The sequence below is a fragment of the Aeromonas sp. 25-AL00135 genome (assembly GCF_054052385.1).
Genome location: NZ_JBSTYQ010000003.1, coordinates 254,299 through 274,987 on the forward strand (window position 1 = coordinate 254,299; position 20,689 = coordinate 274,987).

Here is a 20,689-nt window from a genome sequence, read left to right on the forward strand (position 1 = left end):
GGTACGGTCTGAGAGGGTGACGGCTTTGGCTGCCCATAGCCATCTTTGCGGGCCGCAGTGGCCCATGAGTATGCTGGTCGCGGCGTTATCGTATCGTGATGATTGACGGAGAGGTGCCAGGTATCGCACAGCCAAGTAGCCATGACTTTCGCGGGACTCAGACCTTTTATCATCGCTGTGATGTGGACGATAGGGGGCAGATCAGGTTGTGGATCAACAGTGTGGTTAACCGGACTGGCGGGCTATCAAGCCTCTGCCAGCGCCCGTATTTCCAGCCGCTGCTCGCTGGGGCGGCAGACCAGCACCGAGCCTTGCTCGAACCAGTCTCCCAGCACGATGCGGCGGGCGGGCTGGCCATCGAGGGTGAAGTCGTGGATGGCGGGTCTGTGGGTGTGGCCGTGGATCATCATCCGGCAGTCGTGGGCGCGCAGGGTGTCGTCTACCGCCGCTGGCGTCACATCCATGATGATCTGGCTCTTGTGGGCATTTTCCATCTGGCTTTGGCCGCGCATCTTGCAGGCGATGGCCTGACGGCGGGCGAGCGACAGTCGCAAAAAGAGCCAGCGCAGCCACTTGAGCTGGGTGATGCGGCGAAACTTCTGATACCCCTCATCCAGGGTGCAGAGCAGATCGCCGTGGCTCAGCACTACCCGCTCCCCATAGAGGTCGATAACGCAAGGGTCACCCAGCAATGTCATCCCCGCGCGCTTGGCAAACTGCTGGCCCAGCAGAAAGTCGCGGTTGCCGTGGATAAAGTAGATGGGCACGTTCTGCTGGCTCAGGGCCAAAAAGGCATCGGCCATCTGTTGATGAAGCGGATTGGGGTCATCGTCGCCAATCCAGAATTCGAAGAGATCCCCCAGCACATAGAGGGCATCGGCGCCGGGGGCGTCGTGCTCGAGAAAGCGCACCAGTGCCGCGGTCATATCGGGCCGCTGGGCAGAGAGGTGAATGTCACTGATAAAGAGGGTGCTCATGATGTGGAGGTCGGGCTCTCGGTCGAAACAGGGCAAATGGGGGTGGCAGAGATAGTAGAAACAACAGCGGACGAATAGTGCGCTGCAGGCGCCGCCGCGTCAGTTGAGGTATGGATATCGTCACGGGATGGCGGCTGCCATGCTAGCTCGGCCAGATTGCATCCCTCCAGCGTCAGCAGCGCTTCATAAGGATCGCCCGCCAACCCCAGCAACCGGCACATGGCCGCTTCCCCTTTCAATCCATCTTCAAGGCGCAGGCGCAGCACTTCGTGGTAGAAGGCATCACCAAACCGCTCGAGCAACGCGGCCATCAGGGTGAGGTGGCGCCAGCCATTCAGCGTCTCGATGGGGGCGGGGGTGACATAGAGCTCCAGCGGCCAGTTGGTGATGCGGTTATCACAACCGTTATCGGCACTACTATCGGCACAGCTCTGGTCGAGGCAGGAAAAGGTGCGCTCCAGCAGCCAGATATTGTCGCCCTTGGGGCTCGCCTGCCAGCCTTGCTCTGCAAAAATAGCGGCAAATGCCGCCGGATCAGCATGCTGGCAGAGGATATCGAGATCGCTGCCCGGCCGATCCAGCCCGATGGCGAGCGTGCTCACCAGCGCCAGATCGGCGCACTGCGCGCCCAGCTCATCCCACATACCGGCGGTGAGCAGGGCATGGGCCGAGCGTTGGCGCGGGTTGCCGTGGGCCAGATAGTCGAGGCGGCGCCAGTTCGGACTGGCAGTGGGGGAGGCAGATGGAAAAACTGCGGCCGGGGCCGCAGTTTCGTCAGTGCCGAGTCGGCAGAGATCAGTCAGCAAGGGTCACCTTGGTGATAACTACATCTTCTACCGGCACGTCCTGGTGGATGCGGCCGTAGTTACCGGTCTTGACGCCCTTGATCTTGTTGACCACGTCCATGCCGGCGGTCACTTCACCGAATACGCAGTAGCCAAAGCCCTGAGTGGTGGCGGATTTGAAGTCGAGGAAGTCGTTGTTGTTCACGTTGATAAAGAACTGGGCGCTGGCAGAGTGCGGCTCCATGGTGCGGGCCATGGCTATGGTGCCGATCTTGTTGGACAGGCCATTGGCCGCTTCGTTCTTGATGGGGGCGCGGGTGTCTTTCTCTTCAAAGCCCGGGGCATAGCCGCCGCCCTGGATCATAAAGCCGTCGATAACGCGGTGGAAGATGGTGTTGTCGTAGTGACCGTCACGGCAGTATTGCAGGAAGTTGGCCACGGTTTCCGGGGCTTTTTCAGCGTTCAGGGTGATGGTGATGTCGCCGTGATTGGTGTGCAGAGTGACCATGATATGTCCTTTCATTTGATGCGGGCGACCAAGTGCCCGCAGGTGTATGGCATAAAGTGGTGGCAATTCTAGCCCATCAGGGGCTGGCGGCATAGTCTCTCTGGCGCCGTAACCGTGCTGGCAGGCTTGATTGGCCACGTTTTCTGCCTCGTTTTCTGCCCCTGAACGGGGTATTATGACCAACCATTTTACTCACAGGCAGTGGTTAGAAGATGCTGAAGATATACAACACACTCACTCGTCAAAAAGAAGAATTCAAACCTATCCACCCGGGCAAGGTGGGCATGTATGTGTGTGGTGTCACCATCTACGATCACTGTCATATCGGCCACGGCCGCACCTTCGTCGCCTTTGATGTGGTGGCTCGCTACCTGCGTTACGCCGGTTACGACCTGACTTACGTGCGCAACATCACCGACGTGGATGACAAGATCATCAAGCGCGCCGCTGAAACCCGCGTCACCTGCGACGAGCTGACCGAGCGTCTGATTGGCGACATGCACGCCGACTTCGACGCCCTCGGCATGGTGCGCCCGGATATCGAACCGCGCGCCACCCAGCACATCGAAGAGATCATCGAGCTGGTGCAATCCCTGCTGGAAAAAGAGCACGCCTACGTGGCGGATAACGGCGACGTGATGTTTATCGTCGAATCCTATGCCGACTACGGCAAGCTCTCCGGCCAGGATCTGGAGCAGCTGCAAGCCGGTGCCCGCGTTGACGTGGTGGATGCCAAGCGCAACCCCTTGGACTTCGTGCTGTGGAAGATGTCCAAGCCCGGCGAGCCGACCTGGGAAAGCCCCTGGGGCCCGGGCCGTCCTGGCTGGCACATCGAGTGCTCCGCCATGAACTCCAAGCACCTTGGCAACCACTTCGACATCCACGGCGGCGGCTCCGATCTGCAGTTCCCGCACCACGAGAACGAGATCGCCCAGTCCTGCTGCGCCCACGGTGGCGACTACGTCAACACCTGGATGCACAGCGGCATGGTGATGGTGGATAAAGAGAAGATGTCCAAATCCCTTGGCAACTTCTTCACCATCCGCGACGTGCTGGCCCACTACGACGCCGAAACCGTCCGTTACTTCCTGATGTCTGGCCACTACCGCAGCCAGCTCAACTACTCGGAAGATAACCTCAAGCAAGCCCGCGCCGCGCTGGAGCGCATGTACACCGCCCTGCGCGATCTGCCGGTGGCTGCTGCTGCCGGTGGCGACGAACAGGTAGCGCGCTTCAAGGAAGCGATGGACGACGACTTCAACACCCCGGAAGCCTACTCCGCCCTGTTCGATCTGGTGCGCGAGATCAACCGCCAGAAAGCGGAAGATATGGCCGTTGCCGCCGCGCTGGGCGCCCGTCTGCGCGAGCTGGGCGCCGTGCTCGGCATCCTGCAGCAAGACCCCGAGGCTTTCCTCAAGGGTGACGAAGCGGACAAAGAGGTTGCCGAAATCGAGCGCCTGATCGCCGAGCGCAATCAGGCCCGTGCCGACAAGAACTGGGCCGCGGCGGATGCCGCCCGCAACCGTCTCACCGAGATGGGCATCGTGCTGGAAGACAGCGCCGGCAAGACCAGCTGGCGCCGTGCCTAAGGCCGGTTGGCCTTGTTGGCGTCTGGTGCCAACAGGTTGAGCCAATAAAAAACCGCAGCCCTTGGGCTGCGGTTTTTGTTTGGGCATTTTCCCTCGCCACCGCTCAAGCCTCGGCGGCCTGAGTCCTGATCCCCTCTCCCCTTGTGGGAGAGGGCTAGGGTGAGGGGGGGCTAACGTCATTCCTCAGTTGAATGCCCTCCAACGCCTTAATGGCATGGCTTCGCCATGCAGGACGCGAGGGCGCTGCCCTCGAAGAGGTTTCGCAGCCGCTACGCGGCTTGGCGAGTGACTTTTGAAAGACCAAAAGTCACCAAAGGTCTTCTCCCAACTAGTTGAATGGTGTACTGCACTGGGCATATTTCTGTACCGGTGCTTAATTTTTCACAGACCTGTTGAACTCGAGCAGCCGATTTGCTGAGGGAGACACTAACACCTTAGTGAGTTATTGAAGTCGTTAACACGGTTTAAGCCCTCTACGGGTTTTTAGCAAATGAACATCCTTTTTATTAGTCTTGTGATTTAGTCTACTTAGTATTTTTTGCTGTGTTTCTGGTGTCCAGAAAATTTTAAGTTTTTCTCTAGCTCTCGTAATTGCCGTATAAAAAATACTATGACTTATATCATCTTCATTAGCGTCAGTTATTACTATTTTCACCGAGTTATACTCAAGGCCTTGCGCCTTATGAATTGAGCTAGCGTAGGCTACCTGAAATGGAATAACAGTATTTAATGAGTCATCATCATCATCACTAACATTAGGGAAATCATAAACTGTGAATTGAATGGTTGACTCTCTAATCCATGTTAATCCATCAATGTCAACATCAAACTCACTTAGTGGGCGGTCAAGTTTTACATCAAATCTAATCCAGCCAGGTTGCTGAACGATATCTACAATCCAACCTTTTAGATTATTATAAATGACGGGGCGAAAAAGTTCGGCATTTGAAAATAAAACAGGATCTCCGACTTTATAAGTTAACTCTCGCCAAGAAAAGCTTTCATTATTGTTCCTGCTTTGTAGGAAACGATTAATGTTATTGATTCCATACAGACCGTCATAATTCAAACACAATATGATTTCATCATCAGAGTGACTATCAAAAAGTGAATTATTTAACAGGGTTGAATATCCATTCTTAGCAATGATCTCTGCAATATCATCTTCATTTTGTCTTACTTTTGTCCAAAATGCTAATAGCTCTTTGTTGTTAGTTCTGTAAGGAGTGGTTAATTCAAATACAGAGTTTTTATTTATGAAATGCCGTATTAGTTCAAACCAATTGCCAAACTGGATAGATTCAATTTGGTAAATATCTCCTACCAATACTAGTAATTTAAATGAGGTTTTATCAAGAACAGTTAAAAGATCAGTGTTGCTAACAGTACTACATTCATCAATTATCAGTAAGTCATAACTTTTATTAATTTGGCTCTTAGATGCATGACTTCGAATTGTCCGAAACTCTGAATTTCTGGCTGCTATCTTCCTTTGAAGGTTGTCTATTGCTGGATTGGTATGTGCTAAGAATAATTTTTCTTTGTCGTTAAAATAACGAGCTATATGATCTAGCATCGTTGATTTTCCAGTACCAGCTGCACCATAAATGAGAGCGATACGAGACTTTTCAAAGAGTCTTTGAAGAGCTTCTGATTTTATATGGTCATCTATTCTATATTGACTTTCGCTTAGCCACTGCTCTACAGAAGCTGCATACCCTGAAATACCAGATGATGCTTTGCTTTGAAGCATCTCAATAATGGAAACAATCTCATTTTCATATTCACTTATGGATATATGCCCCCTGTCAATGAAAATCTTACGGCCTTGATGCTTATAGTAGAGCTTAGAGTTATATTGATTAATTAAATGTTGTACGTTACCAAATCCAGCTAGTTCACTTTCAGGTGTATATAATATTCCATTGACTTCGATATTATTTTTTACTTTTCTAGCTAATAGTTCATTTTGTCTACTCTCTGACTCAATACAGTTGAGAAGATCCCAATACCGTGGATTGTGTCCAGGTAAAGAAGTACAAAATGGCATGCTGTCAAAAGGAATGCATCCAAACTTTATTTTTAGGCCTGATAATAAACTGCATGTATCTCGTTGATATTGAGATTTTATAATCTGATTGTTCATATGGAGCATGAGGTAGCGGATTACATTATGTCCAGAATAGGAGTTTTTTATTATGGCTCGAGCTTTATCCAAAACATCAAAAATTTGTGTGTTAGAGCCACTTTGCGTAGATAATGCTCTTAATGTAATATATTTGTCATCGTTAAGGGTTACAACATCCAACAAACTTTCTGATCGTTCCGTTAAATACTGCATTAAAAATTTATATTCATCAGAACTTGTTCTAGCCTTTAATTTTACACTAAAAAGCTTGGCGAAATTATCAAGCTCACAAGGCCTAATAGATACTTCCCAGCTTCTTATAACTGTTATTGGCATATTATATCCAATAACCTCTATAGAGTCGTGTTGTAACTTGAGCATGGCCGCATGATCATTCGATATATCAATGTCGGTAAATGCAATAACTCTATCAAATTTGTTTGCTAGATTTGTTGCACGGAAAAATGTAACTTCATAAAAAACCCTACCATTACAGAAGAAAGGACACACTTTATGAATATAGTATCTTTCTGAATGAGCGTTGTTGTCTTTTCTTGATTTCCATTTATCTATCACTTCTACAATTTTTTGATGATATTCAAATAGTGCAGGATCAATATCTATAGGGAATTTTTCTAAATTGCTTAATATTTTTAAATCAGTTTCTTTCTCAACCAGACTTCTTATTCTATGAAGATACTCATAGTACTTTAGCATTAACCTCTCTGAGTTATCGCCATCTAATGTATAGTGAGAAGCACTCTTCTGGATCAGTTTGTGAAACTTCCCTATAAAATTTAATTTCCCGCTTGACTTTACATACTCAATGGATGGTCCGACACAGTCGTAGTTGAAAGTACTTTCTGATGAACCACTCTGTAATCTTACTGCAACACCTTCAACTAAATTACGCAGTTGAGAAAGAATATTTTGAGATAGAAGCCCTCTCTGCTTTGATAGTAAGTCAATATTGTTGCATATAACATTGTCAGCACTGGTTATTTGATTTCGGACTGTCGTCATAATATTCCCCAAAGTGTGTACTGTTATTCATTGCTTTAGCTCACAAGTGCGATTAACAAAGCGCAATATGGCGTTATAGAAAAAGGTTTTATTGCGGTGAAATAGGCACTTTTGGGTATCCAAGATAAAGCTATTTTCCGATAGGGATATGTGCCGTTTGCCGTTGTAATCACCATGATTTTTCCACCTATGCAACCATGTCGATGACACCTGTTGTATCGGAGCGACAATCTGAGCTCGCCACGGGGTGGGCGAGGGGTTGGTTCTGAGATAAGGGTTCCCCAATTGTTATCCCGATAACACTTGGACCGGAGCAGTACACGAAGTACATTGCCCCGCTATTTCTAAGTACGGTTTTCAACTTTCCAATGGTCACCTTCACTAGATGGTTTGTTATTTTTATCGTCATCCATACATCGAGTCACTTTATTTTTTCCTGTGCCCATTAAAAGCGGGAACCAAATAGGATTTTTATCTTTGGTAAGCATAAAATAGACTGGATCTTCAATGGTTACGTTCTGTGGCTCTTTTGGGCTGCAAAGTAAAAAGTGAGGCTTTACATTTGGCCAAGTATCTTCATCGCCGAAAATAGCCTTGAATCGTTTGTTTTTACTGTTTAACTGAGCGTTGGTAAAATAGCTGTCGCCTTTAGCCTCAATCATCACAATATGGGTTGTGTTTTCGTGATCAACAAAGGCAAGAAGAAAGTCGACATCCTCTTGAGTACCTGATATTTGATAGTCTATCTTAACACCGTCATTTTCTATCGAATTCCGTTTGAAGGCTGTGTTGGCATCATTTTGGGTTAGGAACAAGCTGGCATAAATCCAGTCAAGGTGGTAATCCATTGCAGCAAAGTATTTTCTGGGGATGGTGAGACCGATTAGGTTTGATATCTTATCAAGCTGGTTGTCATCCATGCGAAATTCTGGGTTTCCCAGCATTTGGCCAATTAGGTAAAACCGCTCTTTGCGGTTAAACGATTTCAAATTATCAATTAGGTTATCGCTCATACAAATCTCGAAAATGTATCTTGTCTGATAGGAAATAATGCAATGGAAATCGGTGTATATCGTAGGGTGTAATGAACGAAGTGAATTACACTCTCAGATCGGCATGAATCCTGTATCTGATATTTTCCTCAGGGCTATGGGTCGGGTGTTGCCCCCTGTTGTTCGCCGAGGTGAGCCCGTTTGCCAGGCCGCCGAGCGAGCGCCGCTGTGCCATGGGACAAACGGGTGAACCGAGGGAACCCGACGCAGGAGGGCGAACAAGTGGGGGAGAAGACTTTTGGTGTTATTTGCCAAAGAGAGCGGGTCTTTCCAAAGTCACTTGCCAAGCCGCGCAGCGGCGGCGAAACCCCGTCGAGGACGGAGTCCTCGTGTCCTGCATGGCGAAGCCATGCCATTTAGGCTGGCGATATTCCGCTATGCAATGACGTTACCGACCCCCTCACCCTAGCCCTCTCCCGCAAGGGGAGAGGGGACGGTTACCGCGGACGATTACGCTTCGCTAATCGACCCTACTGGCGAAGCCATGCCAATACCTTGTTGCAGGGCAAAGACGTTACCGACCCCTCACCCTAGCCCTCTCCCGCAGGGGGAGGGGATGGTTACCGCGGACGATTACGCTTCGCTAATCGACCCTACGCTAAAGTGGCTACCGCCCCTGACTGTCGCTACCAGATTGCGCCGTTGACCATTGATCTCGGAAAAGGGGTCAACAGACGCCCGTCGCCATATTACGGAGCCAGAGTGGTCTTATCTATGGTTTTGATGAGCTAACTATCAGAAAAGAGTGATTTTTTGCGCTGGCACAAACTTTTATTAATTGGTGATTAGTTGTTGGTTACAGGGGGTTGGTCGTGGCGGTGGGTTGACGCCGCGAGAGGAGCGCAAAGGGAAAAAAGCGAAGGGGCCCGCTGTGGGCCCCTTGTTGTTGGCGCTCGACGCCGCTATTTGGCGGCGGGGGTTGGGAAGTATTTGCTGTGCAGCAGCGGGTATTCGCTGCTCGCCAGCACCTGGGTCAAGCCGGTCTGGAACTCCTTGACCAGCTCGTCGCTCACCGGATGGCTGAAGGCGAAGCAGAACTGCTCCGAACTCAGTACCCACTGCTCCTTGAAGCGGGCGGGATCGAGTTTTTGTTCGACGATCAGCTGCTCCATGGTGGTCTTGTTGGTGGAGACCAGATCGACCCGGCCGGAGGTGAGCATCTTGAGCGCCTGTGCCAGCCGGTTGGCGGCCATCAGTTTGGTCTCGTCAAAGCCGTTGTTGAGCAGCAGTTGCTCCCCCACATCGGCCCGCACCGCCCCGATATTGAACGCCTTGGCATCGTCGAGCTTGGTGATGGTGATATTGCGATCGGCCAGCCCCACCAGCACGATCTCGGCATACCCGATGGGGCAGGCCCACTTGAACAGGGGGTCCCGCGCCTGGGTGCGGGCGGTGGAGAAGAGCACCGCATTGGGCTTTTGGGTCAGCAGGTAGTAACCGCGCGCCCACGGCATGATGGTGATGGGCTGCGCCGGCGTGTTGGTCTTTTTCCACACCAGTTGCAGCAGCTCGACCGCGAGGCCGGTGGGGGCGCCGCTGGCATCGGCGTAGTTGTAGGGTTTGTACTCTTCGGTGATGTAGTGCAGTTTGCCGAGCTCAGGACTCGCCTGTGCGAGGGTGGCCAGCAGCGCCCCGGCCAATCCAATCCATGGTTTCATTTTTGCCATCCTGATCAAGGGAATATCTGCTCAAGTGTGACCAAGCTGGCCGATTTCGCCAAGGCGACGGAGCATGTTTGGCAAAAAAGCGCGGCTGCACAGTCCCATCCCGCGTCCAATGTCGGCGGCGATCGGGGCGTTAGCGCAGCGGCAGGTATTTGGCTTGCAGGGCCGAGAAATCCGCCGAGGCGACGACCTGGGTCAGCGCCTGCTGAAAGAGGGCGACCTCGCTGTCGGGCACCTGACGGCTGAAGGCGTAGCAGAGCGGTCTGGCATCCAGCACGAAGGCGACATGAAAGTCATCCGGCTTGAAGCCCAGTTGTTGCAGGGTTTGATAGCCCGCCAGCTTGTTGGTCGCAAAGAGATCGGCGCGACCTGAGGTGAGCATTTTGGCCGCCTGGGTGAGGCGGTTGGCCAGCATCAGCTGGCGCTCATCGATACCGCGTTCGAGCAGCAGCTGTTTGGAGACGGTGGAGCGCACCACGCCGACCTTGTAGCGGCTGATCTCGGCCTCCGAGCCGAGGGTGATGTTGTCCGCCTTGCGCCCCAGCAGCACAAACTCAGAGTGATCGATGGGGCAGGCCCACTTGAAGAGCGCTTCCCGCTGCGGGGTGCGGGCGGTGGCAAACAGCACCACATTGGGTTTTTGTTGCAGCAGGTTGTAGCCTCGGGCCCACGGCAGAATGCGGATTGGCTGGGGCGACACGCCGCGCGCTTTCCAGATAAGCTGCATCAGCTCCACCGACAATCCGGTCGGCATCCCTTGCTGGTCGCTGAAATTAAACGGGGGAGAGATTTCGCTCAGATACTCGAGCTTGCCCGGATCGGCCTGCGCGAAGGTGGCCCACAAGAGCAGCAGCAGATGAGGTAGGTGCCATGTCCGCACGGGAAAGATCCTTCGCAATCAACTATGTAGCCCAGTTTGACTGCTTGCGGCGGGAATAGCTAGCCACCTCTATTGCATCTTTCATCAATAAAATGGGCAGCGAACTGCTGCCCATCGGGTGAGTGAGTACTCAGCGCACCGGCAGGTATTTGGCCTGCAATTTGCGAAACTCTTCCGAGGCGAGGGCGCGAGTCAGGCCCTGCTGAAAGAGGGTTATCTCGCTGTCTTGCACCTGACGGCTGAAGGCGTAGCAGAGCTGCTCGGCGCTCAGCACCATGGCCACATTGAAGTCGTCGCCATTGAGCTTCAGTTCGCGGATAGCGTCATATCCCGCCAGCTTGCTGGTGGCGAGCAGGTCGGCGCGGCCGGAGAGCAGCATCTTCAACCCCTGCGACAGGCGGTTGGCCGGGATGATGTTGTTGTCATCCATGCCGTTGTTGAGCAGCAACTGCTCGGCGGCGTCCGAGCGCACCGCGCTGATCTTGTACTGGCTCATCTGTTCGAAGGCGGTCAGGGTGATGTTATGCGCCTTGCGACCCAGCAGTATGTACTCCGAGTAGCCGATGGGGCAGACCCACTTGAAGAGATCCTCCCGCGCCTGGGTGCGGGCGGTGGAGAAGAGCACCACGTTGGGCTTCTGGGTTAGCAAGTAATAACCTCGCGCCCAGGGCAGGATGCGCACCGGCTGGGGTGTCACGCCGCTGTGTTGCCAGACCATCTGCAGCAGATCGACCGCAAGGCCGGTGGGCTGGCCTTGCGGATCGCTGAAGTTGTAGGGGGGGTACTCTTCGGTGAGGTACTCGAGCTTGCCCAGATCAGCCCGGGCCGTCGAGGCCCAGCAGAGCAGCAACAGATGACAGATCAGCCATATCCTCATTGGGAACATCCTTAGCGATCAACCTTCCCTTGAGTGTGACCATGAACAGAGTAAATAGCCACTCACGGCCGTTACCAGCGGGCGCGGATCTGCCCGATGGGCTGGTAGGCCTCGTCCCTCAGCCCCACCAGCAGGGTCTTGCCATCCGCTTGCAGACGGAACTCGCCGTAGCGGGCCGCTTCGTACTGCTCCCCCGTTCCCTCTTCAAAGAAGTAGGCATCGGGGCCGATCTGCCACTGCCGCTCGCTCTGGTGCACCTGCAATAGCCGCTCATCGCTGGCGAGCCGATCCGGTTTGCCATCAGCCACCAGAGTGGCTACCTGATGGGCATCGAGGCGGATCACCAGGGTGTCGCTGCCCTTGTTTTGAGTAGTTTGGGCGTCGCGGCTGGTCAGCTCGCGGGCAATTTCATAGTTGAGCCGCATGTAATCCCCCTGCATCAGAGAGCGGGGATCGACCGGAGCGAGCCGCAGCAGCACCACTTCGCCGCTGCTCATGGCGTGCTCATAGCGCCAGACGGTGGCATTGATGCCTGCCAGGATGGCGAGGCCGCTCAGCAACAGGGCGAGCTGTCGGGTGACGGGTTTCATGAGTCGCTCCTTGCCGCGAAGGTGGTGAGCAGCTGGCGGGCACCCAGCAGCAGGATGCCGGAGCCCAGCAGCAGCCAGGATTTGGTCATCAGGGTGAGCCCAAGATCGTAGTAATAGAGCGAGCCATAGCCGAGCAGCAGCAGGGCCGAGAGGGTCATCAGCCCCAGACTGCCGGCATAAAACCCGAGGATCAGCACCAGTGCGCCTGCCCCCATGCCGGGGATGATGGCACTGATCAGCACCAGCGGCAGGCCAAACAGCAGGGGGAGCCTCAGTTTCACCATCACCGCCAGCAGCAGGGCGGCGCAGATCAGCGGATTGAGCCAGAGCGGCAGGCGAGACAGCCCCAGTTCGTCCAGCACGCTGCTGCCGCCATCCCACAACGGGTGGTGCAGACGACCCAGCACCAGCAGGGAGAGGGCCAGCCCCAGCGTGATGGAGTGGTAGAGCTGGTGGCGCTCTGGATCCCTATCTGCCCGCAGCCAGCAGAAGGTGATGGCCGCCATCACCAGCGGCAGGGCCAGCAGTTGCAGCCCGAGGCAGGCAAGGCCAAGGGTGAGCAGCAGGGCCGCCGCCACGCTGTGAAACAGCCGCACCAGCCAGTGATCGAACAGCACGGCGATGGCAAGGGAGAGCAGGCACAACCCAAACCAGAGCTGGGCGTGATGAAGGTCCAGCTGATCGAGCAGACCATAGAGCAGCCAGGCATCGGCCGCCAGGGTGAGGGCCAGCACGAACTGATCCCAGAGATCGCCGCGCTGGCTGCGATTGAGGGCGTAGGCCCCCGCCAACAGCACGGCCCCGAGCAGCAGGGCACTGTTGGCCTCGCGGGTCAGCTGCTCGAAGGTGAGAAACAGGAAAAAGAGCAGGAACAGGGCGGCAATCCAGCCCACCAGCCCGAGCAGAAAGCGGCTCGACCAGTGGGGCTGGGTATCACGGGGCTGATCCCCTTCCACCAGATTGGCCTGTTGCAGTGCTTGCCAAAGGGTCAGATCACTCATGAGACCTCCGTTGTTGTTGCAGCCAGCGGGCGGCGGTGACAGAAAGGCCGATGGCAATCAGGCTCAGCAGCAAAAAACCGTTGATGTCGGGCTCCATCCACTTGCCCAGCACCGCGAGGATGACGGCAATCAGACTGAGGCACCCCATGGCGAGTCCGGCGATAAATCTGTGATGCCAAAGGGCATAGGCCGCGGCGAGCCAGCCAAGCCAGAGCGGCCACACCAGCGGGGAGGCGGCATCAAACAGCGCCAGCAGGGTGAGCAGGGTAGCCCCCAGACCTGCGGCCAGGCCCGCCAGCCAGCTTGGCAGCAGGCGCCAGCGGTTTGGCGCCAGCAGAAGCAGACCCCAGAGGGCGGCGTTGAGCAGGGTAAGGCACCAGCCCAATCCCTCTTCATCGAAGGTAAAGAAGAGCGTGAACAGGCCGAGCCGCCAGTAGAGCACCAGCGCCAGCTGGCCGAGCAGCCAGCTTAAGGTCCAGAGCAGGGGGCTTTGGCCAAATGCCGCCAGCGGCACCAGCATCAGCGCCCAGGTGGCGAACAGCTGCCAGGGATCGGCGCCGGTCTGGTAGGTCTGACCCACCAGCGCCAGCAGGGCGCCGATATTGAGGGCGATGGCGAGCAGCAGTGCCTGACGGGGGGTCTTCCCAAGGGGCTTGCGCCACAGCAGAAGCAGCATGGCGAGCAGCGGCGCCTCCAGCAGGGCAAGGCGGGAGACCCGGCCCAGCTCTTGCCAGTTGAAGGCGACGAAGAAGATGAGGCCAGCCCCGATGCAGAGGGCACCGAGCCAGAGCAGCAGCCGGTCAAACAGCCACTGCCAGCGCGCTGGATGGGGGGGAAGATCGGCGAGGGTCAGGGCGTCCGCCAGCTTCTCTGGCGCCAGCCGTCCCTGTTTGACCCATTCGAGAAGCGTCTCTCTTGATATGTTGTGCATGGGGGGACTCCACGAGGTTTGCCCCATTATGGCATGAGGTCCCCGCAACCGTGCACTGCCCCTTGGCTGTAGGGCAGGTGGTTGCGACAGCGGGTTACGCACTAGACAAAGCAGTAAACAAAAAGCCCTCCACAGGGGAGGGCTTGAGCAGCGGAAAAGGCGATCAGGCAAAGATCAGGGTGCTCACCCCGAGGCCGACGAAGAGGATGGCGCAGGCGATGCGGATCCCCTTGAGCGGCAGCTTGTCTGCCCCCAGCTTGCCGATCAGCACCACAGGCACGTTGGCCAGCATCATGCCGAGGGTGGTCCCGGTAATGACCTGCACCAGCGAGTCATACTTGGCGGCCAGTAGCACGGTGGCAATCTGGGTCTTGTCGCCAATCTCGGCAATAAAGAAGAGCACGAAGGTGGCCATAAAGGGGCCGTATTTATCCAGCGAGCTCTCCTCGTCATCCATCTTGTCCGGTACCAAAATCCAGATAGCCATGGCGATAAAGGCGATGGCGACCAGCCAGGTCATTATCTTGGGATCGAGCCAGCGGCTGATGAACTCGCCAATCCAGGCTGCGCCCGCATGGTTGAGCAGGGTAGCCGCCAGCATGCCGGCGATGATGGGCCAGGGCTTGCGAAAACGGCAGATGAGCAGCAACGCCAACAGCTGGGTTTTATCGCCGATTTCGGCAATAGCGACGCTGAGGGTTGAGGTTAACAAGGCTTCCATAAAAATGACCGGGGGACGGAATTGTTATAAACCAAAGACAAGCCTGCGCCATCCGTCCCCGGTATTGGCACTGGCCCGTCAAAGGTCTTGTCAAATCCATGGCTGGCATGGATCACCCTGACCATGGTGATTTGGCACCAAGTATGTTGATCAGGGTCGCAAACCGGCATTCATGCAATGGATGGCACCGGCGTGCGAGACTACTCCCCCTCGATGGGAGCGGGCATTCTAGGGAAAAACCGCATGAGTGACAAGGGGATCAGCCACCCACCAGCTTGACGCTGAAACCGGCTTTCTCCAGCTCGGTTTTGATCAGGTCCCGTTTATCCCCCTGGATCTCGATCACTCCCTCCTTGATTCCGCCTCCGGTGCCGCACTTTTTCTTGAGCAGGGTGGCCAGGGATTTTTGCTGTTCGGCGGGTACGCCATGAATGGTGATCACCCCGGCACCCTTGCGCCCCTTGGTCTCGCGGCGAATGCGCACGGTGCCGTCGGTGGGGAAGGGGGAGGCGGATTGGGGAGCGCTCTGCTCCTTGATCATGCCGCCATCTGTGCTGTAAACGAGGCGGCTGTTGTTGTCGTGACTCATGGCAATACTTTATGGGTTAGCTAAGCGGAGTTTGATTTTACTCAAATAAAAGTTGAAGACACAGCTTATAATGCCCCAAGTAAAAGCGAATTATTATTGTTTAACTTCAGGAGTCAGTCATGGTACTCACGCAGTTGTCACCGGGACAGAGTGCTCGCATCAAGAATATGAATCAGCTCGCCCGGCCGCTGCGCCGCAAACTGATGGTGATGGGCCTGTTGCCCCAGACTGAAGTCATCTATCTGCGCTCCGCTCCCCTGGGGGACCCGCTCCAGATCCAGTGCCAGGGGATCTGTCTCTCCATGCAAAAGAGTCTGGCCCAGCAAATAGAAGTCGAGCCGGTATAACCCGCTGCTCGGCTGCCGCTCCGGTCAAGAAAGTCACCGGGAGCGGTTCAGAGACAAGAAGTCGAACCTGCAAAGCGGCTTGCCACACGCACGCGGCGGGTTCAGAAGAAAAAAGAGGTAGAGCTGGTATGAATTATTCCCTGGTAACGGTAGGTAACCCCAATAGCGGCAAGACCTCCCTGTTCAACGCCCTGACCGGCGCCCGCCAGCAGGTAGGCAACTGGAGTGGTGTCACCGTCGACAAGAAGATGGGTGAGTTCAGCGCGGGTGGGCATCACTTCAAGCTGATGGATCTGCCCGGCATCTATAGCCTGGCCAGTCAGGATGGCAGTCTGGACGAGCAGATCGCCAGCCGCTTTGCCCAAGGCCAACAACCCGACCTGCTGCTCAACGTCATCGACGCCGCCAATCTGGAGCGCTCCCTCTACCTCACGCTGCAACTGCGCGAACTGGGTCTGCCTATGGTGGTGGTGCTCAACAAGCTGGATATCCTGCAAAAGCGCCGCATCGTCATCGACGAGAGCAAGCTCGGCAAATCCCTCGGTTGCCCTGTAGTGGCCCTCTCTGCCCACAACAGCAAGCAGGTTGCCGCCTTCAAACAGCAGATCCGGCAGTTTATCGGTCAGCCGCAAGCCGCCTTGCAGCTCGATTACGGCCACGCGCTTGAAACCGATCTGGCGGAGTTGGAGACCCTGCTCGCCCCGCATCACCTCACTACCCGTGGCCGCGCCCTGCGCCTGCTGGAAGAGGATGCGGTGATGCAGGAGACTCTGCTGCCCGGTCAACAGGCGGCCGCAGCCAATGTAGTGGCTCGCGCCCATCAGGGACAGGATATCGACCTGCAACTGGCGGATATTCGCTACGGCCATATCCACCAGTGGGTACAACAGGCGCGTCAGCAGAAGGGCAAGCTCACCGAGGCCCAGAGCGAGTGGCTGGATCGGGTGCTGCTCAATCGCTGGATTGGCATCCCCTTCTTTCTGTTTGTCATGTACCTGATGTTCCTGTTTGCCATCAACGTCGGCAGCGCCTTTATCGACTTCTTCGACATCATGGGCGGCGCCCTGTTTGTCGATGGGGTGCACCACCTGCTGGGGCTGATCAATGCCCCCGAATGGTTGGGCGCCATTCTGGCTGACGGCTTCGGGGTTGGTTTGCAGACCGTGGCCACCTTTATTCCGGTGATTGGTTGCCTCTATCTGTTCCTCGCGGTACTGGAGAGCTCCGGCTATCTGGCCCGCGCCGCCTTCGTGGTGGATGCCCTGATGCGCCGCCTCGGCCTGCCGGGCAAGGCGTTCGTGCCGATGCTGATGGGATTTGGCTGTACCGTCCCCTCGGTGATGGCGACCCGTACCCTCAACTCCGAGCGGGAGCGGCTGATGACCTCCGCCATGGCCCCCTTCATGTCGTGCGGTGCCCGTCTGCCGGTTTACGCCCTGTTTGCGGTGGCATTCTTCCCCGAGTCAGGTCAGAACCTGGTGTTCGGTCTCTACCTCATCGGCATTCTGGTGGCGGTGCTCACCGGCCTGTTGCTGCGCAGCACCCTGCTGCCGGGCAAGAGCGACTCCATGCTGATGGAGATGCCGGATTACGAGTGGCCGCGTCCGGTCAACGTTGCCATCAAGACCTGGCAGAAGCTCAAATCCTTCGTCTTTGGCGCCGGTAAAACCATCGTACTGGTGGTTGCCGTGCTGAGCGTGCTTAACTCCCTGGGTACCGATGGCAGCTTTGGCCATCAGGAGCAGGAGAGCTCGGTCCTGAGCAAAATCAGCCAGGCGGTGACCCCGGTGCTGCACCCCATCGGTGTACGCGATGACAACTGGCAGGCCACGGTCGGTATCGTCACCGGTATCTTCGCCAAAGAGGCGGTGGTCGGAACCCTCAACAGCCTCTACGCCGGTGGTAGCGATGCAGAGGAGGAGAGCGAGTTCTCGCTGGTGGCCAGTTTCCACGAAGCGATCGATGCCGTGGCGGCCAATCTGGCGGAGATCAACCCGAGCGACCCCATGGGGCTTGATGTTGGCAACCTCGACGACCAGAAAGCTGCCGCCGAGGCGCAGGAGGTCGATGTCTCCACCTACGGCAACATGCAGACCCACTTCGACGGGGCGGCCGGTGCCTTTGCCTACCTCTTGTTCGTGCTGCTCTACATGCCTTGCGCCGCCGCTATGGGCGCGCTGGTGCGGGAAACCGGTCGTCAGTGGGCGCTGATGACGGCGGTATGGTGCAACTATATGGCCTTTATGTGCGCGACCCTCTTCTATCAGGTGGCCACCTTTGCTGCTCATCCGGAGCAGAGCCTGTTCTGGATCGTCAGCTACGGCCTCTCTCTGGTACTGCTCTGGTGGGCCGGTCGCCGTCACGGTGACATCGTTGCCCGCAAGGTGGTGACCTTATGATCCTGCGCGAGCTGGGGGATTACCTCGCCGTGCAGCAGAAGGTGAGCCGGCGTGATCTGGCTCGCCACTTCCACACCTCGGAAGATGCGGTGGAGGCCATGCTCGGCGTCTGGATGCGCAAGGGGCGGGTCATCAAGCGTGAAAGCCGTGTCTGTGGTGGCAGTTGCTGCGGCAAGAGCGAGGAGGTGATGTTCGAGTGGTGTGACGCGGGCCAGATTGGCATCAAGATCCGCTAAACGACTACCCAACCTCATCACCAAACATCGAACAATAAAAAACGGCAGACCCTGCGCAAGGGGCTGCCGTTTTTATTGCTGAAAACAGGCGAGGTCAGGCGCTCTGGCGGGCCTCGCTCAGCAGTGCCAGCGCCGGTTGGGCGTTGTCCGGCATCAGCCGGTAGGCCTTGTGATGTTTGACCAGGGTGGTCTTCTTGTTGCCCTGGCTCAGCAGCAGACCGTGCTTGAAGGCCGCCTCGGCCAGCACCTTCTCGTCACCGCGCACATAGAGGTTGAGGGGGTTGACAAGCTCACCGCCTTCAATATTCCCTTTATATTCGCTGTGGCTGATCACCAGACTCGCCTGACCGCCCGATTGCAGGCGCAGCTTGGCGTGCACTTCGCTCTCGGTCAGCACCAGCCAGCCTGCCGCTGAGAGCTCCTCCAGCAGCGCCGCCAGCTTGGCCCCCAGTTGCTGCGGATTGGTCATGGCGCACTGGTATTGGAAGGCGATGCGCTCCAGCAATCCCTTGAGATCGGCGCCCGCACCCAGCGTGCGGCCAAGCTGCACCCAAGCTTTCAAATCTTCCATCACCAGACGGGAGAAGCGCTTCTCCTTGAGGGAGTCGGCCATCCAGGTGCAGAGAAAGTGGCTCTCTTGGGCCGGAGTGCGCTTGCCCGCCTTTTGTTCGGCGGTGCGGGCCAGTTCGGCCAGGCTTTGAGTAGCCATCTCGAGCAGGGCCTGATTGTAGGTAGGAGAGGTCATAAGCAATCCTTGAGTTGACCACCAGGGGTCAACACCGATGACAGAGATGGCAAAGGCGCCAGTGGCGCCTTTGCGGTTCAATAGAGCAACTGCCCGCCTTATTTCGGCTGGCGGGGCTTCTTGGCTGCAGCCAGACGCTTGAGGCGCTGACCCTGCAGCTTGGCTTCGGCCATCACCTGGGCCACGGCGTTATCTTCACGCTGCGGGCGCTTGCCGAAGCGGCGACGCTCCTGCAACTGCTTGATCAGCTCGTCACGGCTGCTCACCTCATAGCCCGGCACCATGATGCGGCGGATCTTCTGGCCGATCAGGGCCTCGATCTCCAGCAGGGTACGCTCCTCTTCACGGCTGACGAAGGAGATGGCCATGCCGCGCTTGCCGGCACGACCGGTACGACCGATGCGGTGCACGTAATCTTCCGCCAGGAACGGCAGATCATAGTTGACCACGTATTCCAGATCCGGAATGTCCAGACCACGGGCGGCCACTTCGGTGGCGACCAGTACCCGTACCTTGCCTTCCATGAATTCGCGCAGGGCGCGGCGACGGTTGCCCTGGGCCTTCTCGCCATGGACCACGGCGGACTTGATACCGTCTAGGTTCAGCTCCTCGACCAGCACATCACAGCTCTCGCGGGTACTGGCGAACACCAGCACCTGCTGCCAGTTCTGCTTGCCAATCAGCTCTGAGAGCAGCTCGCGCTTGCGCTTCTGCTCGACCGGATAGACGGTGTGGCTGACGGTGTCGGCGGTGGAGTTCTGCTTGTTGACGCTGACGATCTGCGGTCTGTCCAGCATCAGGTTGGCCAGCTTCTTCACCGCGTCGGAGAAGGTGGCGGAGAAGAGCAGGTTTTGACGGGTCTTGTTGACCGCTTGCAGGATCTTCTGCACATCGGCACTGAAGCCCATGTCGAGGATGCGATCCGCTTCATCCATCACCAGACACTCGACGCCGGAGAGGCTGAGGTTGCAGGCGGTGAGGTGCTCCAACAGACGGCCCGGGGTGGCCACAATGATGTGAGCGCCCGCTTTGAGCTTCTTGGCCTGCACGTCCTGTTTGCCACCGCCGACGATGGTGATGGTGGTGATATCGAGATACTTGGCGAAGTCATTGATGTTGCTCGCCACCTGAGCCGCCAGCTCGCGGGTCGGGGTCAGGATCAGCACACGGGCGTTGGAAGGCTGGACCGGAGCCGGATTGTCTACCAGACGCTGCAAGATGGGCAGGGCGAAGGCGGCGGTCTTGCCGGTACCGGTCTGGGCGCTGGCCAGCACATCGCGGCCACGGCGAATGGCCGGGATCGCCTGTTGCTGCACAGGGGTCATCTCCTGATAACCGCAATCTGAGACAGCACGCAAAATCTCGGGGGCAAAATCGAACGATTCAAATCTCATAATGGGTTCCTGTGTTCCAGCTGGGCTGTGTTTGGCTTGGTTAGCTCGGCATGAGCGAGACGGAGGTTGTAACCACCGACGGCTGCGCCTGACATCAAGTCAGAGAGTGAGCCGGAAAATGGCGGGCGCGAAGTATAACAGATAGACGTCACAAATTCTGCCTCAAATGGTTGTCCTTTTCTCATCCTTTGTGGTGTGAATGGCGGTTGAAAGCGGTCATTTGACTCCCAGATGCCAAGCTTAGATGCGTGGC

General features: G+C 56.1%; 19 protein-coding genes. 4 read left to right on the top strand and 15 right to left on the bottom strand.

All coding sequences use genetic code 11. The annotated features are described in order from the left end of the window. Window positions 1-245: 245 nt before the first annotated feature. From lpxH to ACW5XC_RS04060, 3 genes are read right to left on the bottom strand one after another with little or no spacing between them, the layout of a single operon-like run. A complete protein-coding gene (gene lpxH / locus ACW5XC_RS04050) occupies window positions 246-977 on the bottom strand; it encodes a UDP-2,3-diacylglucosamine diphosphatase (RefSeq protein ID WP_042056230.1) in 732 nt (243 codons plus the stop codon). Continuing rightward, window positions 974-1,783 (bottom strand): DUF4269 domain-containing protein, encoded by an 810-nt coding sequence (locus ACW5XC_RS04055; RefSeq protein WP_042056228.1) that lies wholly within the window; start codon window positions 1,781-1,783, stop codon window positions 974-976. Before ACW5XC_RS04055 ends, lpxH begins: the two co-directional genes overlap by 4 nt. Further along, window positions 1,773-2,270: a peptidylprolyl isomerase gene (locus tag ACW5XC_RS04060; protein ID WP_042056377.1), complete on the bottom strand. Its 498-nt coding sequence runs from the start codon at window positions 2,268-2,270 to the stop codon at window positions 1,773-1,775. The genes ACW5XC_RS04055 and ACW5XC_RS04060 overlap by 11 nt, the downstream gene beginning before the upstream one ends. A gap of 212 nt (window positions 2,271-2,482) precedes the next feature. On the opposite strand from ACW5XC_RS04060, the gene cysS reads away from it, so the two are divergent. Beyond that, complete coding sequence (cysS, locus tag ACW5XC_RS04065) at window positions 2,483-3,859, top strand: cysteine--tRNA ligase (RefSeq protein WP_042056227.1); 1,377 nt, start codon at window positions 2,483-2,485, stop codon at window positions 3,857-3,859. A 454-nt stretch (window positions 3,860-4,313) separates the two neighbouring features. On the opposite strand, the gene ACW5XC_RS04070 is transcribed toward cysS, so the two are convergent. The 10 genes from ACW5XC_RS04070 to ACW5XC_RS04115 all read right to left on the bottom strand — a co-directional run bounded on the left by ACW5XC_RS04070 (window position 4,314) and on the right by ACW5XC_RS04115 (window position 15,315). Further along, on the bottom strand, window positions 4,314-7,010 hold the full coding sequence (locus ACW5XC_RS04070) for an ATP-dependent DNA helicase (protein ID WP_074042631.1): 2,697 nt from the start codon (window positions 7,008-7,010) through the stop codon (window positions 4,314-4,316). Window positions 7,011-7,354: 344 nt separating this feature from the next. Further along, window positions 7,355-8,023, bottom strand: a complete 669-nt coding sequence (locus ACW5XC_RS04075; protein WP_042056225.1) for a hypothetical protein — start codon at window positions 8,021-8,023, stop codon at window positions 7,355-7,357. A gap of 941 nt (window positions 8,024-8,964) precedes the next feature. Beyond that, window positions 8,965-9,720 (bottom strand): substrate-binding periplasmic protein, encoded by a 756-nt coding sequence (locus ACW5XC_RS04080; protein WP_042056222.1) that lies wholly within the window; start codon window positions 9,718-9,720, stop codon window positions 8,965-8,967. A 139-nt stretch (window positions 9,721-9,859) separates the two neighbouring features. Next, on the bottom strand, window positions 9,860-10,606 hold the full coding sequence (locus ACW5XC_RS04085) for a substrate-binding periplasmic protein (protein ID WP_042056220.1): 747 nt from the start codon (window positions 10,604-10,606) through the stop codon (window positions 9,860-9,862). A 130-nt stretch (window positions 10,607-10,736) separates the two neighbouring features. Beyond that, window positions 10,737-11,483: a substrate-binding periplasmic protein gene (locus ACW5XC_RS04090; protein WP_042056217.1), complete on the bottom strand. Its 747-nt coding sequence runs from the start codon at window positions 11,481-11,483 to the stop codon at window positions 10,737-10,739. 71 nt (window positions 11,484-11,554) lie between these two features. Then, the gene (locus ACW5XC_RS04095; protein ID WP_042056215.1) at window positions 11,555-12,073 is read right to left on the bottom strand and encodes a GDYXXLXY domain-containing protein; all 519 of its coding nucleotides are present in this window, start codon (window positions 12,071-12,073) and stop codon (window positions 11,555-11,557) included. Continuing rightward, window positions 12,070-13,074, bottom strand: a complete 1,005-nt coding sequence (locus tag ACW5XC_RS04100; RefSeq protein WP_042056213.1) for a DUF4401 domain-containing protein — start codon at window positions 13,072-13,074, stop codon at window positions 12,070-12,072. Before ACW5XC_RS04100 ends, ACW5XC_RS04095 begins: the two co-directional genes overlap by 4 nt. Next, on the bottom strand, window positions 13,067-14,005 hold the full coding sequence (locus tag ACW5XC_RS04105) for a DUF2157 domain-containing protein (protein WP_042056210.1): 939 nt from the start codon (window positions 14,003-14,005) through the stop codon (window positions 13,067-13,069). Before ACW5XC_RS04105 ends, ACW5XC_RS04100 begins: the two co-directional genes overlap by 8 nt. Before the next feature lie 163 nt (window positions 14,006-14,168). Further along, window positions 14,169-14,726, bottom strand: a complete 558-nt coding sequence (locus tag ACW5XC_RS04110; RefSeq protein WP_005337386.1) for a TMEM165/GDT1 family protein — start codon at window positions 14,724-14,726, stop codon at window positions 14,169-14,171. Window positions 14,727-14,985: 259 nt separating this feature from the next. Next, entirely contained in the window at window positions 14,986-15,315 is a 330-nt protein-coding gene (locus ACW5XC_RS04115; protein ID WP_005350971.1) for a translation initiation factor, read from the bottom strand. A 119-nt stretch (window positions 15,316-15,434) separates the two neighbouring features. Between ACW5XC_RS04115 and ACW5XC_RS04120 the strand changes: the two genes are divergently transcribed. From ACW5XC_RS04120 to ACW5XC_RS04130, 3 genes are all read left to right on the top strand, one after another. Further along, entirely contained in the window at window positions 15,435-15,662 is a 228-nt protein-coding gene (locus tag ACW5XC_RS04120; protein ID WP_005337384.1) for a FeoA family protein, read from the top strand. 128 nt (window positions 15,663-15,790) lie between these two features. Then, window positions 15,791-18,061, top strand: coding sequence for a Fe(2+) transporter permease subunit FeoB (gene feoB, locus ACW5XC_RS04125; protein WP_042056207.1), 2,271 nt, complete (start codon window positions 15,791-15,793; stop codon window positions 18,059-18,061). Continuing rightward, window positions 18,058-18,297, top strand: a complete 240-nt coding sequence (locus tag ACW5XC_RS04130) for a FeoC-like transcriptional regulator (protein WP_042056204.1) — start codon at window positions 18,058-18,060, stop codon at window positions 18,295-18,297. The genes feoB and ACW5XC_RS04130 overlap by 4 nt, the downstream gene beginning before the upstream one ends. Before the next feature lie 94 nt (window positions 18,298-18,391). On the opposite strand, the gene ACW5XC_RS04135 is transcribed toward ACW5XC_RS04130, so the two are convergent. Continuing rightward, window positions 18,392-19,042, bottom strand: coding sequence for a DUF2913 family protein (locus ACW5XC_RS04135; protein ID WP_042056202.1), 651 nt, complete (start codon window positions 19,040-19,042; stop codon window positions 18,392-18,394). Window positions 19,043-19,140: 98 nt separating this feature from the next. Beyond that, window positions 19,141-20,436: a DEAD/DEAH box helicase gene (locus ACW5XC_RS04140; RefSeq protein ID WP_005337380.1), complete on the bottom strand. Its 1,296-nt coding sequence runs from the start codon at window positions 20,434-20,436 to the stop codon at window positions 19,141-19,143. Window positions 20,437-20,689: the final 253 nt, after the last annotated feature.

What these genes read in the sequence shown, in the direction of transcription:
- lpxH (WP_042056230.1), bottom strand. Translation starts at nt 977, where the DNA reads ATGAGCACCCTCTTTATCAGTGACATTCACCTCTCTGCCCAGCGGCCC.
- ACW5XC_RS04060 (WP_042056377.1), bottom strand. Translation starts at nt 2,270, where the DNA reads ATGGTCACTCTGCACACCAATCACGGCGACATCACCATCACCCTGAAC.
- cysS (WP_042056227.1), top strand. Translation starts at nt 2,483, where the DNA reads ATGCTGAAGATATACAACACACTCACTCGTCAAAAAGAAGAATTCAAA.
- ACW5XC_RS04070 (WP_074042631.1), bottom strand. Translation starts at nt 7,010, where the DNA reads ATGACGACAGTCCGAAATCAAATAACCAGTGCTGACAATGTTATATGC.
- ACW5XC_RS04075 (WP_042056225.1), bottom strand. Translation starts at nt 8,023, where the DNA reads ATGAGCGATAACCTAATTGATAATTTGAAATCGTTTAACCGCAAAGAG.
- ACW5XC_RS04080 (WP_042056222.1), bottom strand. Translation starts at nt 9,720, where the DNA reads ATGAAACCATGGATTGGATTGGCCGGGGCGCTGCTGGCCACCCTCGCA.
- ACW5XC_RS04090 (WP_042056217.1), bottom strand. Translation starts at nt 11,483, where the DNA reads ATGAGGATATGGCTGATCTGTCATCTGTTGCTGCTCTGCTGGGCCTCG.
- ACW5XC_RS04095 (WP_042056215.1), bottom strand. Translation starts at nt 12,073, where the DNA reads ATGAAACCCGTCACCCGACAGCTCGCCCTGTTGCTGAGCGGCCTCGCC.
- ACW5XC_RS04100 (WP_042056213.1), bottom strand. Translation starts at nt 13,074, where the DNA reads ATGAGTGATCTGACCCTTTGGCAAGCACTGCAACAGGCCAATCTGGTG.
- ACW5XC_RS04105 (WP_042056210.1), bottom strand. Translation starts at nt 14,005, where the DNA reads ATGCACAACATATCAAGAGAGACGCTTCTCGAATGGGTCAAACAGGGA.
- ACW5XC_RS04110 (WP_005337386.1), bottom strand. Translation starts at nt 14,726, where the DNA reads ATGGAAGCCTTGTTAACCTCAACCCTCAGCGTCGCTATTGCCGAAATC.
- ACW5XC_RS04115 (WP_005350971.1), bottom strand. Translation starts at nt 15,315, where the DNA reads ATGAGTCACGACAACAACAGCCGCCTCGTTTACAGCACAGATGGCGGC.
- ACW5XC_RS04120 (WP_005337384.1), top strand. Translation starts at nt 15,435, where the DNA reads ATGGTACTCACGCAGTTGTCACCGGGACAGAGTGCTCGCATCAAGAAT.
- feoB (WP_042056207.1), top strand. Translation starts at nt 15,791, where the DNA reads ATGAATTATTCCCTGGTAACGGTAGGTAACCCCAATAGCGGCAAGACC.
- ACW5XC_RS04130 (WP_042056204.1), top strand. Translation starts at nt 18,058, where the DNA reads ATGATCCTGCGCGAGCTGGGGGATTACCTCGCCGTGCAGCAGAAGGTG.
- ACW5XC_RS04135 (WP_042056202.1), bottom strand. Translation starts at nt 19,042, where the DNA reads ATGACCTCTCCTACCTACAATCAGGCCCTGCTCGAGATGGCTACTCAA.
- ACW5XC_RS04140 (WP_005337380.1), bottom strand. Translation starts at nt 20,436, where the DNA reads ATGAGATTTGAATCGTTCGATTTTGCCCCCGAGATTTTGCGTGCTGTC.